The organism is Bacillus sp. FSL K6-1338, assembly GCF_038006965.1.
Taxonomy (GTDB): domain Bacteria; phylum Bacillota; class Bacilli; order Bacillales; family Bacillaceae_G; genus Bacillus_A; species Bacillus_A thuringiensis_S.
On sequence record NZ_JBBOWI010000001.1, the window covers coordinates 2,993,729 to 3,010,230 of the forward strand.

A 16,502-nucleotide genomic window follows, 5' to 3' on the forward strand; every position below is an offset into this window, starting at 1 on the left:
GTTATTTGTTAATTTTCTCAAGAACATGGAAATATCTCCTTTCTCACTACTAATCTCAAAAATAGGCTAGATAAAAAATTTATAGAAAAACTATGAAGCGCTTTCAATCTTCAACTAAGAGAAGCTTGTCTTTAATTTATAATTAAAAGTACAGAATGTTACGAAAAAGTACAGATTTTTATAAAAACAAAAAAATATTTTAAGATTTTTCATCTAAAAAAACAGTGAGATTTTGTGAATTTTATACAGTATCCAAACGTCGCGGATGCTGTTCTACCTAACCTCTGACAAGCCTCTATTTTCTTCATAAAAACATGCATATTTTTTCTCTTTTAGAAGTTCATATAAAGTATTTGAAATCAAGAATCAATGGAATATTATAAGAATATTAAAAAAATAAAACATTTAATTTATTTATGTTATCATACAAAAAACATTTGTTTTCTCAATTAATCCCCCTAGTTGGATTCGTCTATATTGCACATATTTACAACAGGAAAGACACTAAGAAAAAAAGATTTTGTTGAAGGGATGAAACATTACAAAACTCTTATTTAGGACCTTATGACATCCTCTTTTCTAGCAATATCGAGTTATCCCAAAAAACGTATATTTACTAACATAGATTACAGGTGGTGTATTGTGAAAGAAATAGTATTCGTTCAAAATAAAAAAAGACTCCTTATGAAATTCGAATTTTTAAAAAAGGATTTAGTACTTACCATTTCACTGATACTAGCAATTGTAAGCTGCTTAATACATTCGCCAAAGATCGAATATATTAACTTTGAAGTGTTAATTAGCTTATTTAATCTGATGGTAGCCATTAAGGCCTTGGAACAGCTAAAGATATTAGACAAACTTGCCGTTGCGATTTTAAATAAATGCAATAACAGCAGGTCAATATCTATTATTCTAATTTTGTTATGCTTTATTTGCTCCATGTTTGTAACAAATGATGTTGCTCTCCTCACTTTTGTACCAATAACACTTGTCATTAGTAAAAAAACACAAATGAACATGATGGAGACAATCATCCTGCAGACAATTGCAGCAAACATCGGTAGTAGCTTGATGCCTATGGGAAACCCACAAAATTTATACCTATATTCTTACTATGGAATTAAGCTCATCCCATTTTTAGGTTCAATTCTGCTTTTAGCTGTACTTGGAATTAGTTTATTATTTATATTTACTCAAAAACTTCAAAAAACAGATTTGAAAATAGAACTACCTGTTATTACCGTGAAAAATCGAAAAAAAGCTACCGTCTGGATTTTGATACTTATTACTATCATTGCATCTATTTTTGGTGTTATTAATTATTACATCGCGCTAATAGTCACACTGATAGCAGCATTTACGTTAGATAGAAACTTACTATTTAAGATCGATTACTTTCTTCTAATAACCTTTGTCTGTTTTTTTATTTTTATCGGAAACATTTCCCATTCCGATGCACTGGGGACATTTGCTCGCGCTAATTTAAGAGGAGATACTTCAGTCTTCTTTAGTTCCATATTTTTGAGTCAATTGATTAGCAATTTTCCTACTTCAATTCTTCTATCAAACTTTACTTCTGATTGGAAAGCTTTATTACTAGGAGTAAATATTGGAGGGCTTGGAACAATTATCGCATCTTTAGCCAGTGTAATCTCCTATAAACTATTCATTCAGGCCAATGTTAAAGAGAGTAAGGCATATTTAATTAAATTTAGCATTTACAACTTTTCATTTTTAATCATACTTACATGTATACAATACTTTATCTTTAAATTTCTAAAAATTTTTTAAAAAATTGATTCCTTTAGAAAAACCCAAATTTCTCAGCATTAAATTGAGAAATTTGGGTTTTAATATAGGTATGTTTAAAGAGCTACAACAAAGTTACCATCAATTTAATATTTTGAGATGTTCCCAAAGCGAAAACCTTTTAGCTTTTACGTTATTTAATAGAGTTCGGTTCATTTTTTATGCACTCAGTTATATAATAAATGACTGAATTTATAGGGTAATAACTTTCAATTAATAATAGAAATATAACTTATTACAATGTTATTTCATTTTTGAAGTCCTCTTCACAAAATCTTTAATGTCCCTCAATTTTTTTCCGCTAATATTATCTTTGATCGTTGAATCTATTTCAATTTCTAATTTTGCAAATGCTGCTCCTACACAATTATAGATACTTGATCCAAAAGCAAGATGTCTTGCAGTACCACTAAATGCCTTTTTAATATCAATGTCAGGACGATAAACGGTGAATTTATCAAACCTTTCAAATACGTTAGAGTCACAATTTGTTGCACCAATCATACAGTAGTATCCACATAACTAGTTACATTCTCCTTTTTCTATTGTTAATAGCTTCGTAATAAAAGCTGTTAAACAGCAAAAGTGCGAAGTCTTAAATTAGACTTCGCACCTTATACAAATTTACAATCCGTGACGATACCAACACAAATGCAATACTATATACATAATCACTCATTATATGTGTTGCTCTTTTAATTGGCCAATGTATAAACAAATCCTTTTACTTAGCCATCCTTCATGATTGGCTTGATTGTTTCTAGATACTTAATCCCTCTATACTCATTTCAAGCGGTAATCCATTCCGATGGAAATTACAAATGACAAAATTTATCCGTTTTTCCTACTTGCTAAATTCAGCAAGTAAAATGTTTTTAAAAAATTCCGGGTTATTAATGTTTAAACTGTTCGAATTGATAGCGAGTATATGTTTACCTCCAAGTGTTCCACCAACAAAAGTGGAAAACCCTGGAACGGCCCCCCTGTGTCCCCATACTGAGACACCGTTCGGAAGCTTAATTTCAAGGATTCCAAGACCATATCCGGTTCCCTCTCTATTTGTAGGAACTGTAGTAAGCATTTGTTTTAACTGCTGTTCCTTCAGTAATTTGCCACCTAGTAAGTAAGAGAAGAATTTGCTTAAGTCGTCAGCAGTAGAAATCATATCTCCATCCGAGCTACCTGGGTTAATATAAGTAACGTCTTTTAGCTCACTCGCTCCGTCTAGTTGCAAATAGCCACGGGCATGCTTAGTCCCTGGAATCACGCTTGAATTGCCAGGTAGGAATGTATTTGACAAATCAAGCGGTTCAATAATCCGATTTTCAACCTCTTCGGCATAACTGTTGCCAGTTACTTTTTCAATAAGGATCCCCAGTAATACGTATCCTGTGTTTGAATAAGACCAACCCTTTCCTGGGGCAAAGTCTGGGGGAAGTGAAATCCCCATCTTTACAAATTCTTCAGCCGTATACGATTTTTTTATATCCGTAATATCAAAGTCTTTTGAATTTATATAGTCAGCAATACCACTTGTATGATTCAATATTTGCCGGATAGTAATCTGGTTACCATCATATCCGTTTCCTTGAATCACACCAGGTAACCATTTTTCAATTGAGTCGTCTAGATTCAAACGGTTCTCTCCAGATAATTGAAGTAGAACTGTTGCAATGAACGTTTTCGTCACACTGCCAATGCGAAAGCGAAAATCTGCTTTCATTGGTTTCTTAGTTCTCAAATCCGCTATCCCAGCACTATAACTCCAAGTTTTACCCCCCTTAGAAATTTGAGCGAGTATTCCCGGGTATCCAAGTTGCAGTTCATCTCGCATTGCTTTCTTAACGGAAGTACGATCGCTTTTCGTACTTGTTTGTAACGAACTAGATACATTTTGCGTAGGTTCTGCTTTTACAATTGATGTTGGTGTTATGTATAACAGGGAACTTCCAGCTATTAAAAGTGCTAGACTTGCACATGTAATTTTACTGCGTGTTTTCATAAAGAATTCCTCTCTTCTATTAAAATTGTATAGATAGTTGATAGCAGTGTCATATACGAACCACACAGCTATCCATTCTCCCAATGATGAAAAGGCAACAATGCATTTGCAATCATTGTACTCATTATTTTCACAAAACACTCTTGTTACTGATTGTTATATATAGGCCGTACTTATCCCCCCTTCACGACTCCTTATATTTTTATCCTACACAATGAAAATCTCTTTTTTCTTACCTATTCCTTACAAATTCCTTACATACAAAATCACTTGTACACTAGGGTTGAAGTAGCATCTGTGCCCGAAAGCGCAAAAAACACCGATGCTTTTCGCTTCAGTGTTTTTGCGCTTTACATATTGAAGATTCGTTTTACTCTTAACAGGTTAAACTGCTAATTTTTTCTAATGCGATTATTCTTCTTGCTATATAAAACAAATTTCATTGTGTTATATGAAACACTATGAAATTTGTCATTAAGGCATATTATTCTAAATTTATTGATGTACTTGAGATGGACTCACTTTTTGAATTTGAACAAGTATATCAAACGCTTTACCTAATGATATATCAACAGTTTTTGGTATATCAGGCCCTTCGGTAGTTATTCCAGCGAAAATTGGATGTTGTTCGTGTAACCAAGTTTTTGTCACGCCGTTCGCCTTACGTAAATCAATAAAAAATTGATCTTTTTTGACCTGTCCAAAAATGTAGTTATAACTGTTTGGATCATCCAATTTTAATGTTCCATAGGGGCCAAATTCACCGTCACTATTAATTGGCCACAGTAAGACTTTATTTCAAACCCACAAAAAATAGATTACCTGTACAATAAAAAGTATAGGTAATCTATTTTTTTTGAGATTAATAAAAACCTAATTTATTTTTTGAATTCTTCCATCAATAATAGACTGAATTGGTTCTTTTGATTTTTTTATATAATCTACTAATGCTTCAAAATCAGTTGGTCCTGTTTCAGCATCTTTACCGTTTTTAAAAGATACAAATCCATCTCCACCTGAAGCTAGAAATGCGTTAGCAACGACGCTGTAAGTTTTCGAAGGAATAATTTCTTCTCCATTTGTTAAGCGAATACTTGTTACTTTTTCTCCATTAGGCTTGTTCGCATCCCAAGTGTATTGGATCCCTGAAATTTGAAGCATTCTTGTTATGTCTTTTTGCCATTGTTGATTTAAAATATCACGAATGTCTTGACCTGTTAAATTTACTTTTATTAATTGATTTCCGAATGGTTGAATACCATATATCTCTCCCCATGTAATATCACCAGCATCTAAGTCATTACGAATACCACCAGGATTCATAAGTGCAATTTGGGATTGCATTGTTGCACGCTGGGCATCAGCAACCAAATTTCCGAGAGTAGATTCACCAGCCGTATTGAGTTTGCGATCTAGTGGAGCAATAGACTTACCTACAACTTCATTAACAAGAGGTGCGATTTTTGCTTGATATTTCTCCATCTTCTTCTTTATTTTTTTATCAGGCTCCATGCCTTCATGGTAAGTTGTAACAATTTCTGCTTTTTTCTCAACAATATCTTGTGTCTTACGGTCAATCTTTACATCAACATCAGCAAAAGCCATACCATATGAATTTGCTTGTACGACAAGTTTATTATTAACAGTTCCATTTACATACGTGTGGCTATGCCCACCAAAAATAACATCGACTTCTGGATCAGTCTCATTTGCTAATCGGACGATATCACCATTCGTTACGCCGTTCCCATCTGTTGTACCTCCGTTATGTGCAAGAACAACGATAGATTTAACGCCTAGTTTTTTTAATTGCTTTACGGATTTGTTAATAGCTTCAACTTCATCTGTAATTTCCACATTCTTTAGCATAGTAGGCATAACAAGGTTAGGAACATCCGTTGTTACAACTCCGATAAATCCAACAGGAACTCCTTGTACCTTTTTTATAGTGAATGGTGGTAAAAATAAACGACCGGTGGATTTATTATAGAAATTTGCAGCAACATATGGGAATTTTGCTCCTTTAAAATTCCCTGTTTTCTCATGATATCCACCATAAATAAGGCGGTTCATTTCCGCAACACCTTCATCAAATTCATGATTTCCTATAGTTCCAACATCGAATTTCAAATCATTTAGAAATTCAATCGTAGGTTCGTCTTGTAATAATGCTGAAACAGGAGTACTTGCTCCAACAACATCGCCAGCATGTACCTTTAATGTATTCGGATTTTGTTTTTCACGATCACGTAAATAAGCCCCTAAGTACTCAATTCCCCCTGCATCTTTATTGTTAATTTTTTTTACAGTGTCTAGTTGCCCATGAAAATCGTTAATACCGAGCATTTGCACATCTATGTAGCGGTTTGGTTCTGTACTCGCTTGGATTGAAGGCGCAGCAAATACACTAGTAAAAGTAACTGTACTTAATGCTAAAGCAACTGGAATGATTTTTTTCAACATAAAATTTCTCTCCCCTAATTAAAATCTGACATAATACGATGTTATTTTAATATATTAAGAGAATTATTTCCATAAAAATTCTACCAATTATAAAAATTAATAAGATTTTATTGTTTTCTGACAAGATATTTTTTCCTCAAAAAAATGTATATTTCTTTGTTTTGAGGAAGAAATATTATCTTGATAGTAATATAACAATACTTCTAAGAAATCTAAAAAACTCTAATCAATACATTTTAGCTGTTAAGAAGAATATTCAATCCAAAACTTATGGCGATTTATTAACCTAACATCTCAATATCAATATTTAAAAAGATGCTCCTGGATTTATCCAAGAGCATCTTTTATAAAGCTTTATTTTAACTTATTTATAATGTCTCAATTAACAATTATATAGTTGTAATCAGTCCTTTAAAAATGATAGGAGTGCTTCATTAAATTCTTTAGCATGCGTTGCATTGAGCCCATGTGGACCACCCTTTATTAATGCTACTTTAGAATTAGGAATTGCTTCATGTGTTAATTTCCCACTATATTCATATGGTACAGTTGCATCTGAATCACCATGAATGATAAGGGTAGGTATATTAATCTTGGCTAAATCGCTTCTGAAGTCTGTTTTGCTGAAAGCAGCGATACAATCTAATGTTCCTTTAGGTGATGCACCCGCAGCGATATCCCTATTGTAAAGTCGAAATGGTTCACTAACTAAGTCAGTTCGATCTCCAGCAGCAAAAAAACCTTTCGTAAACTCATCAAGGAATGCTATGCGATCACTTTTCACTCCATTTTCAAATCCTTGAATTGCTACATCATCTAATACACCCTCAGGATGATCTGCTGACTTGTAAAGGAATGGTGGTACAGCTCCGGCAAATACAGCCTTCTCTATTCTATGGGTTCCATATTTCCCAATATACCGGGCTACTTCGCCTCCCCCCATAGAAAAACCAACAAGTGTGACATTTTGAAGCTCTAAATGTTCTAATAGTTGATGTAAATCAGAAGTAAAGGTATCATATTCATACCCTTCCCACGGCTGAGATGATTTTCCAAAGCCTCGACGATCATATGTTATAACTCTGTATCCAGCCTCAACAAGAGCGGGAACTTGATATTCCCAAGATCGACCACTTAACGGCCAACCATGAATGAGTACAACTGGTTTTCCTATACCATGATCCTCATAATATATCTCAATTGGTGCTTGATTTTCGGTTCCTACAGTAATTTTTGCCATTCTCCTACCTCCTTTAATATGTATCCTTTTCTTCAATAATTCGGATGAATCTCATAAGCTATTCATGCACGTTTATGTTGTGAACTCTAAGTATGAAACTCTATTGTTCCAATGCATTTTTTCTCCGTTTGGAACAATCCCCCCTCTAATACCTTTTTCATCATAAAATAATTACTGAACATTACTCATATTCAATTGTAATAACAAAAATAGGTGACTATCAATATTGTTCTATCTATAGGATGTATAGGTAAAACCAATCTATTTTATAGTGAAAACAACTATAGTTACGACCTATACAAATTATAGATAATTTAGAATTGATTAATGAATCAGTTTTCAAATACTATAAATTTGTATAGCACTTCATGTTCTGTGAATGCTGCTATAACCAATATTATTGGTCAGCTTAGTTATAAACGAAGAAACTTATGATAGTATTCGACTATTTAAACTTTCTTCGATTACTTAATTTTTAGGAGGAATACATAATGACTGATCTCTATTCTCGTATTAACAAAGATGATGCTGTCGTGCTTTTAGTAGATCATCAAACTGGTCTTATGTCCGGACTAGTACGTGACTATGGTGTTGATGAATTCAAGAACAATGTTTTAGCTCTTGCTCATACTGCTAAGTTTTTTGATTTACCAGTTATTTTAACAACAAGTTTTGAAAACGGACCTAACGGACCTTTAATGCAAGAATTGGTTGATCTCTTTCCTCATGCACCAAAAATAGCTCGACCTGGACAAATTAACGCATGGGATAATGATGATTTTGTAAAAGCAATCGAAGAAACTGGAAAAAAGCAAATTATCATCGCCGGCGTAGTTACGGACGTTTGTGTTGCTTTCCCTGCACTTTCCGCTATAAAAGCTGGATATGAAGTATTTGCTGTTACTGATGCTTCAGGTACTTTCAATAAACAAGTTGCAGATGCTGCAAATACTCGTATGGCACATAGTGGTGTGCAACTTATGAACTGGTTTAGCGTAGCTTGCGAATTACAACGCGATTGGCGCAACGATGTCGAAGGTTTTGGCAATTTGCTTGCTAGCAATCTTCCAGGCTATCAAAATATAATTGGAAGCTATATGGGCGCACAGCGAGATCTTAGTAAACAAAATGCATAAATGTATTTCAAGGAAATAGCTTTAAATCACTTTTTAAAAAATGGATAGTATACATTTAGTGCTGATTAAATCAGCACTCTCTTTTTAATTAACAGAAAAAACATTATTTTCAATAATATTGATTTTAAACAATTAAAAAAGGAGCGTTTTATTATGAGTAATTTAGAATTGTTAAATCCGGAGAACAGTGCCTTAATTTTGATTGATTTTCAGCCTCAAATGACTTTTGGAGTTGCAAGTATTGATAGACAAACATTGATTAATAACGTTATGCTGCTTGCTAAATCAGCAAAAACTTTTAACGTACCTACTATTCTTACTACAGTTGAAACACGCAGCTTTTCTGGTTATTTTTGGCCGCAAATTCTTGACATATTCCCAAACCATGAAATTATAGAACGCAGTTCAATGAATTCTTGGGAAGATCCAAAATTTGTTGAAGCAGTTAAAGCAACAGGTAGAAAGAAATTAATATTTGCAGCACTTTGGACTGAAGTTTGCCTTGCATTCCCTGTGCTTGAAGCAATTAAAGCTGGCTATGAGGTGTATGCAGTTGATGATGCTTCAGGTGGTACTAGTTTGACAGCACATAACGCTGCTATGCGTCGTGTAGAACAAGCTGGTGCAATTCCAGTGACAGCAATTCAAGTTTTACTTGAATACCAACGTGATTGGGCACACAAAGACACTTATGATGCTGTAATGGAGATTGTAAAAGAACACACTGGCGCTTATGGTCAAGGTGTAGAATACGCATATACTATGGTTCACGGCGCGCTTCCAAGCAGAAAAATATGAAACTAGAAGGAGTAGCTGTCGAAGAGACTCATACAGAGAACACAATGGATGCTGCTAATCCAGTAACAACGATTGTTACATGGGAAATTCAACAGGGTAAAGAAAAACAGTTTGAAACATGGAGACATGAAATTGAGGCTGCGGCTATTAAATTCCCAGGACATTTAGGTGTAAATCTAATAGTCCCAAGTAACGAATCCAGAGAGTATACTGTTATTTTTCGCTTTGATACGTATGAGCATCTACGTGCTTGGCAAGAATCAGATGTTCGCCGGGATTTGTTAAAAACGGCCGAGCAATTTCAAGCCACTAATCCAACTTACAAAACTGAAAGCAGTTTGGCTTATTGGTTTGTTACTCCGAAAACGCCAGTTCCACCGCCAAAATGGAAAATGTCTATCGTTACCCTTTTGGGTGTATGGCCTCTTAGCATGTTAGTTCCTAAATTGATAGGACCTATTATAAAACATATGAATCCTATTATGTCAGCTTTTTTTGTTTCTGTATGTATAGTGTCCTTGCTATCATGGGTAGTCATGCCGATTTTCGGTAAATTATTTCATCCATGGTTACAAAATAATAGAAAGTAGACGAGGTGTGAACATGACTTTACCGGATATGATCTTATATAACGGAAAAATTACTACCCTTGACCCTTCTCAACCTGAGGTATCTGCTATCGCCATAACTGATGGTTTAGTCACTGCAGTAGGTGGAGATGAGCTTCTTAATAGTGCCACGGAAAAAACAAAGAAAATAGACCTTAAAAGAAAGAGAGCTATTCCAGGCCTGAATGACTCTCATATACACGTTATTCGTGGTGGTCTACATTATAATATGGAATTACGTTGGGAAGGCGTGCCATCACTTTTTATTGCTCTAGAAATGCTCAAAGAACAGGCAAGGCGTACACCTGCTCCTCAGTGGGTAAGAGTAGTTGGAGGTTGGTCTGAATTTCAATTTAAAGAGAGACGGTTGCCAACTTTGGAAGAAATTAATGCCGTTTCTGAACACACTCCTGTCTTTGTGCTACATCTTTACGATAGAGCACTTGTAAATCGTGCAGGGCTGCATGCACTGGGATATACGAAAGATACACCAGACCCTCCAGGCTGCTTAATTGAGCGGGATAAACGAGGTAATCCAACAGGCCTTTTAATTGCGAATCCTAACGCTTCTATTCTTTATTCAAGTTTGGGTAAAGCACCAGTACTTAATTTTGACGACCAGATTAACTCAACTCGCCATTTTATGCGCGAATTAAATAGATTAGGTATTACAAGTGCTATTGACGCAGGTGGTGGATTCCAAAATTATCCGGATGATTACAAAGTTGTTGAACATTTAGCCGAGAAGGAACAATTAACTTTGCGTATTGCTTATAATCTATTTACGCAAAATCCAAATCATGAATATGAAGACTTTGCTTCATGGGCAAAAATTGTTTCTCCAGGTCAAGGAAGTGATAAGTATAAAATGAATGGTGCCGGAGAGATGTTAGTATTCTCAGCAGCCGATTTTGAAAAATTTCAAATGCCACGGCCTGAACTAGCTACGATGATGGAAGCTGACTTAAAGAAAGTAATTTCTCTATTGGTGGAAAACCGTTGGCCCTTCCGTTTACATGCAACTTATGATGAGTCAATCACACGTTTCTTAAATGTATTTGAGGAAGTTAACAGTGAAATTCCTTTTAATGGTCTACGATGGTGGTTTGACCATGCAGAAACAATCTCAGATCGTAGTATGGAACGTGTTAAGGCTTTAAATGGCGGTATTGCCATCCAAGACCGCATGGCTTTTCAAGGTGAATACTTTGTTGATTTATACGGAAAGGAAGCTGCAAAGCGTACTCCTCCGATTTATCGTATGTTAGACCTTGGTATACCTGTTGGCGCCGGTAGTGATGCAACTAGGGTTTCCAGCTATAACCCTTGGGTTGCCCTTTACTGGATGGTTGCCGGAAAAACCATTGGTGGGCTTTCCATATACGATGAAAAAAATAAACTTGATAGAAAAGTAGCCCTGGAATTATATTCAAAAGGAAGTGCGTGGTTCTCTGATGATGAAGGTAAAAAGGGAACCCTGGCAGTAGGTCAGTTTGCTGATCTTGCTGTATTGTCTGCTGACTACTTTACTGTGCCAGAAGAAGAAATCAAAAACCTTGAATCATTACTCACCATTATGGGTGGGCAGGTTGTTTATGGAAATGATGAATTTAAAAATTTATCACCTGAATTGCCGCCAGCATCACCTGATTGGTCACCGACGGGCGTTTATGGTTATGGTGGTGCTAACCTAGCCAACACTATACTTTCCCACGATTCCCATGATAACAAGTTACATAGTTGCAGTAACCCTCTCCATCAACACACTCATACCGTAATAGGAAAAGATGGAACTACATGGGGTATCGGTTGTACTTGCTTTGCTTTCTAAGTCAAAACCACCGGTATAATGCCGGTGGTTTTCTTTCTGCAATAAGGGTATGTAGATTCGAAATAGCATTTTATATCCCTACATGGAATGTGTTACTATGCGATAAGACCGAAGAATTGATTGATTAACTTAACTTGTTTTTGATAGCCTTCTCTCCTTGCAAAGTCTGTCCTTTTTTCCTTAATTAAAAGTCAATGGTATCCCCCTCTTGATCGACTACACCACACATATAAATCCACTGCCCTTTGACTTTAATATAGATCTTAATTTTTCAATTGTTACACTAGAATCATTATTATTTCTATTACACTGATACTTTTTGCGAATCATTTAACTTCTGCATAAAGATACGTGCTGCAAAACTTAAAAATTTATCATCAAAGTGAATAAGATTAATATCTTGGCTTGGTGTTGGATCAGTAATACGAACTATGCTCAAAGTATCATTATTAACAAAGTTAACCAGTGAAAGAGGTATTATGGCAACCCCATGTCCATTGTATACAAGGCTCAATAGAGAAATAGAAGATTTTGTTTCTATATTTGCTTCAGATAAAGATAACCCTAAACTCTCACAATATATCTTAATAGATTCACGACAACTACATGAAACCATTATTCTACTCAGCCCTACTAATTCTCGAAAAGAAACAAATGATTTTTCATTCAAAGGATGATTTTTTGGAATTACAAGGACGAGCTCTTCACTATACAAAAGGGTGCTTGTTAATATGTCTGGAATTTGAGCACTACGTGTAATCCCGAAATCAATATTTTTGTCAACGATTTGATTTACAGCAACTTCGGATTCTATAATCTTTACTACAATGTTGGGATAATGTTGTTGAAACTTCATAATATAAGGTGTTAAATAAGTGAGATCCTCTAATAAACCTCCTATAGTAATCACACCTCTTTTTACACCCTTTAATTCAAAAATTTCATTATACACGTCATCAAATTGTTGCATGATAAATTTTCCTTTATCAAATAGCAGCTTACCCGCTTCTGTCATTTTGATACCTCTTCCAACTCGATGAAACAAGGGTGTATCAAGTTCCCCTTCTAAAACACGGATTTGTTGACTTAAAGTCGGCTGTGAAATACCTAGAACTTCCGCAGCTTTAGTGAAACTATTATTATTACAAACTTGAATAAAATACTCTAAATGACGTAATTCCATTCTTGATACCCACTCTCCGCTTTATGAAAGATTTATAATTTAAAGGACGATATGTATACGTTAACATAACAACTTTATTTCATGCTATACCAATTGAAATTACATGGTTTATTCATTTTGTATTATAATAAATTTACTACCATTTATTAATTTTTCCTCCTATTTATTTAAATTAGATTTAATTAGGACATTACTAATTCGAGATATATTTCTAAAAATTTATAGTTCGAGTGCATAATACCCTAATTTTTTCAACTTTTCGATTATCATTTTTTTCTCAATATAGTCCAAACCACCAAATATATGCCGAATCGCCTCTTTATGCTGAGGAAAAATACTATCCATTAACTGAATACCATCTGAAGTAATTGACGCATACGTGACACGGCGGTCTTTTGGACATGGTTTTCGTATTAAGAACCTCTTCTTTTCCAACTTATCCACTACATACGTGATACTACTACTTGCAAGTAATATTTTCCCTCCAATTTTTTGTATAGGCTGATCGCCTTTACTATATAGTAGCTCAAGCACTGCAAATTCAGTTGGATTAAGTCCATAACTTTTTATATCCTCTTCAATACGCTTAGTAATTGCCTGTGCTGCCCTTGATAATGTAACAAATAACTTTAAAGATAAGCTCTCATCATTAATCACACTCATAATTACCAATCCTTTACAAGTTATCTTGAATTCGAGATTTATTATATTATCGTCGAAATATTATGTCAATAATTCATTTTAGTTTTATTAAGCCCCTTATCATTTATTTCTCAACATAAGAAATATGGAATTAGAAGAAAAAATTGTTAATATATAAGTATCTCAATTACGTTATTTCTTTTAAAGAGAGCTTGTATTCTAACGCAAGTTCTCCTTTTTTATATTCTAAATTGAATCCGGACAAAGTTCACATATTGAGTCTGCCCATGTATATGCTATAGTTTTTAAACAAAGATTAGAGCCCTCCTACAAGAAGGAGAGCTCTAATCTTTCATATAAATATTCACAATTTTTATCATTGCGGGGACATCAAAACTTTAACTTGATAGGGATATGGCACTACCCCAATTAATAAATATTATTAACTATATATCTATCATATTTTTTATAAACAGGACTAATTAGATTTAAAAAAAGATTTCTTTTTCTTTACTCGTAATAAATCACCTGTCCACCCTTTGAATCGCATATACATATACATACCTACCGTTGTGAAAATAATAAATAAGAGAGCGATTAAATAGCTATATTTCCATTCTAGTTCAGGCATGTATTTAAAATTCATTCCCCATAATGCTCCTAAAGCTGTCAAAGGCGTACTCACAGCAGTTAATACAGTAAGAGCTTTCATAATTTCATTCCCACGATGAGAAGAAACAACTTCTTGTAAATGAATCATCGTGTCTAATTCTTCTTGGTACTCTTTAACAAGTTGTAATCCACGCTCTAATTTTACGTGTGTTTGTTTATAACAAAGGGTGTTTGTTAAGTTTTCTAACCAAGCTTCCTCCAAGCCTTGTAACACTTCCTGTATTAAGCGAAACACATGTGTGTTCATAAATAATTCATGACGAATATGATAAATTCTTTCTAAAACTGCTATGTTATTATGATGATAAAAATCCCATAATACATTTCTGAAATTGTTTTCAAAATAGTCAACCTTTCGTAAATAGTGAGATATAAATATTGATAAGATAGCACATACTCCTTCAGCGGAACTATTACAATTTTTTATACCCATAGGGAAATTATGTATTAATTTTTGGAAATCCTCTTCCTCTTTTTCCTGAACTGTTATCAGTATTCCATGAGCTACGAAATAATGAAGAAATTTTTGAATTTTGGCGTCCTTTTTATCTTGATCATATAAAAACGAACCATATACACAAGTTTGACTTGGTGATAACGTATAAACATATAATCCATTTTCACAAGGAGAACTTATTTTCTTTACAAATTGAGAGAAATAAGATGTTACATCACGAGGGATTATAGAAGAAAGTTTTTCAAGCTCACTAGTTTTCACATGATACCAACTCCATTTCGTCATTTTTATGCATTCCATATTATTCTTCCTTTCTAAATAGTTTTATGTTTGATCGAATCATATCCGTAATACGAAATTTGTATGTAGGTATTCATGTCTTGGAGGAAAAGTTTTTAAATCATCTAAATTACAAAATAAATGACATAGGAGGTCTTATTCTTTTAAAAGGAAGACCCCCTATATATTAGTTATTTTTATTTTCAATTTTAAACATTTCCTCTATACAAGCACTTTTTATCTTTTCTTATAAAGAATTTATTATATGTGGAAAAGAAGCTACATAATTTGGCACGTCTATTCAATGAACTCCATTTCAGTCGTTATTATAATTTGGATTCATATGCAGATTGATTGGTGATGTCCTCAAATACTTGACTTCCAATAATATAGTATCCATGAAGCGCGGCCTCTTTTGAAGCGTCTACCATACGGAAAGAAGCAATTTCACCTTGCATTTTTTCAATTCGTTTTTTGTGGATATCTACTATTCCTCCGGTCCAAATAATAGTATCATACTGGTCTAACTTAAATTGTTCTTGTAATACACGCATGACGTCTTGGAAGTGTGCATCCAACTCTTTTTGAATTAAAATATCCACCTGACTTGTCTCATAATTTTCGTCTCGATCTCCATATCCTTTTTCTAATATTTTTGGCATGTCGTTAATATGCAATTGATTACTTTCACCCGCATGATTCTGCAGGATATTCTTAATATTTTTCAAAGGCTTGCTACATCCTAGTTCCGTCTCATAATGATTTAAAATGAGATTCTGTTTCATATCTGCCATTTCTAATGTACGAAATCCACCATCAATAATTAAGATGCGATCTTGTTCCTGAATAATTCCCTCTTTTAAGAAATAGGCATGTAAAGCGACTGGTTGCTGAAGAATCAAAGCATTTTCCACCGTAATATTAATAAATTTCCCATCAATTTGCACGGAAGTTTCTTTTTTTAGTGCATGTTGTAATTGCTCGTGCTGACTACCAAAACAAGTGACTGGAAGCCCGGTAACAACTAAAGGTAACACGACATTTTCTTTATAATCCTTTGCAATGCAACCAAATATTTGTTGTTTAAAACGTTCGCTTTCATAATAATTTTCTATTTCTTCATTAAATGGAGGAAGCAATGAAGCGTCAGATTGATGTGCTTCATTTCCCATGTAGTATGCAAAGTCTAAGTCTATAAAACTCACCTTTGTTAAATCTTCACTGTCAGTATGATTAGGTACAGGGGCTAGTGTGGAAGCTTCACTCTTAATCGTCATCTCAGAATCTACATCCTGTCGATATGCCCGCTTGGTAAAGCCAATTCCTACATCAATTGCATACAGAGATTTCATACTTTTTTCCTCACTTTCTCTTTTAAG

General features: G+C 34.1%; 13 protein-coding genes and 1 pseudogene. 5 read left to right on the top strand and 9 right to left on the bottom strand.

What is annotated here, in order from left to right; all coding sequences use genetic code 11:
- Nucleotides 1–642: 642 nt before the first annotated feature.
- Nucleotides 643–1,794 (top strand): anion transporter, encoded by a 1,152-nt coding sequence (locus tag NZ044_RS15405; RefSeq protein ID WP_000659290.1) that lies wholly within the window; start codon nucleotides 643–645, stop codon nucleotides 1,792–1,794.
- A gap of 261 nt (nucleotides 1,795–2,055) precedes the next feature.
- Here the strand turns inward: NZ044_RS15405 and NZ044_RS15410 are convergent, their stop codons facing one another.
- The 5 genes and pseudogenes from NZ044_RS15410 to NZ044_RS15430 form a co-directional block, all read right to left on the bottom strand.
- Entirely contained in the window at nucleotides 2,056–2,316 is a 261-nt protein-coding gene (locus NZ044_RS15410) for a hypothetical protein (RefSeq protein ID WP_000578627.1), read from the bottom strand.
- 340 nt (nucleotides 2,317–2,656) lie between these two features.
- Nucleotides 2,657–3,880, bottom strand: coding sequence for a serine hydrolase domain-containing protein (locus tag NZ044_RS15415; protein WP_015945838.1), 1,224 nt, complete (start codon nucleotides 3,878–3,880; stop codon nucleotides 2,657–2,659).
- 429 nt (nucleotides 3,881–4,309) lie between these two features.
- A pseudogene (locus tag NZ044_RS15420) lies at nucleotides 4,310–4,588 on the bottom strand (erythromycin esterase family protein); the annotation flags it as partial.
- A gap of 99 nt (nucleotides 4,589–4,687) precedes the next feature.
- Nucleotides 4,688–6,277: a bifunctional metallophosphatase/5'-nucleotidase gene (locus tag NZ044_RS15425; protein WP_044783657.1), complete on the bottom strand. Its 1,590-nt coding sequence runs from the start codon at nucleotides 6,275–6,277 to the stop codon at nucleotides 4,688–4,690.
- Between the two features lie 403 nt (nucleotides 6,278–6,680).
- Nucleotides 6,681–7,517, bottom strand: coding sequence for an alpha/beta fold hydrolase (locus NZ044_RS15430; RefSeq protein ID WP_063675510.1), 837 nt, complete (start codon nucleotides 7,515–7,517; stop codon nucleotides 6,681–6,683).
- Between the two features lie 491 nt (nucleotides 7,518–8,008).
- Here NZ044_RS15430 and ycaC point away from each other — a divergent pair, with 491 nt between their 5' ends.
- From ycaC to NZ044_RS15450, 4 genes are all read left to right on the top strand, one after another.
- A complete protein-coding gene (gene ycaC, locus NZ044_RS15435) occupies nucleotides 8,009–8,653 on the top strand; it encodes an isochorismate family cysteine hydrolase YcaC (RefSeq protein ID WP_000131212.1) in 645 nt (214 codons plus the stop codon).
- 153 nt (nucleotides 8,654–8,806) lie between these two features.
- Nucleotides 8,807–9,451, top strand: coding sequence for a hydrolase (locus NZ044_RS15440; protein WP_000067162.1), 645 nt, complete (start codon nucleotides 8,807–8,809; stop codon nucleotides 9,449–9,451).
- The gene (locus tag NZ044_RS15445; RefSeq protein ID WP_063675511.1) at nucleotides 9,448–10,041 is read left to right on the top strand and encodes an antibiotic biosynthesis monooxygenase; all 594 of its coding nucleotides are present in this window, start codon (nucleotides 9,448–9,450) and stop codon (nucleotides 10,039–10,041) included. The genes NZ044_RS15440 and NZ044_RS15445 overlap by 4 nt, the downstream gene beginning before the upstream one ends.
- Before the next feature lie 13 nt (nucleotides 10,042–10,054).
- Nucleotides 10,055–11,890, top strand: coding sequence for an amidohydrolase (locus NZ044_RS15450; RefSeq protein WP_000174494.1), 1,836 nt, complete (start codon nucleotides 10,055–10,057; stop codon nucleotides 11,888–11,890).
- Nucleotides 11,891–12,194: 304 nt separating this feature from the next.
- Here the strand turns inward: NZ044_RS15450 and NZ044_RS15455 are convergent, their stop codons facing one another.
- The 4 genes from NZ044_RS15455 to NZ044_RS15470 form a co-directional block, all read right to left on the bottom strand.
- Nucleotides 12,195–13,073 (bottom strand): LysR family transcriptional regulator, encoded by an 879-nt coding sequence (locus tag NZ044_RS15455; protein WP_000423185.1) that lies wholly within the window; start codon nucleotides 13,071–13,073, stop codon nucleotides 12,195–12,197.
- A gap of 219 nt (nucleotides 13,074–13,292) precedes the next feature.
- A complete protein-coding gene (locus NZ044_RS15460) occupies nucleotides 13,293–13,736 on the bottom strand; it encodes a MarR family winged helix-turn-helix transcriptional regulator (protein ID WP_000111431.1) in 444 nt (147 codons plus the stop codon).
- Between the two features lie 457 nt (nucleotides 13,737–14,193).
- On the bottom strand, nucleotides 14,194–15,144 hold the full coding sequence (locus NZ044_RS15465; protein WP_000388934.1) for a magnesium transporter CorA family protein: 951 nt from the start codon (nucleotides 15,142–15,144) through the stop codon (nucleotides 14,194–14,196).
- A gap of 305 nt (nucleotides 15,145–15,449) precedes the next feature.
- Nucleotides 15,450–16,475 carry a ParM/StbA family protein gene (locus NZ044_RS15470; RefSeq protein WP_000839446.1) on the bottom strand — a complete coding sequence of 342 codons (1,026 nt, stop codon included), beginning with the start codon at nucleotides 16,473–16,475 and terminating at the stop codon, nucleotides 15,450–15,452.
- Nucleotides 16,476–16,502 lie beyond the last annotated feature (27 nt).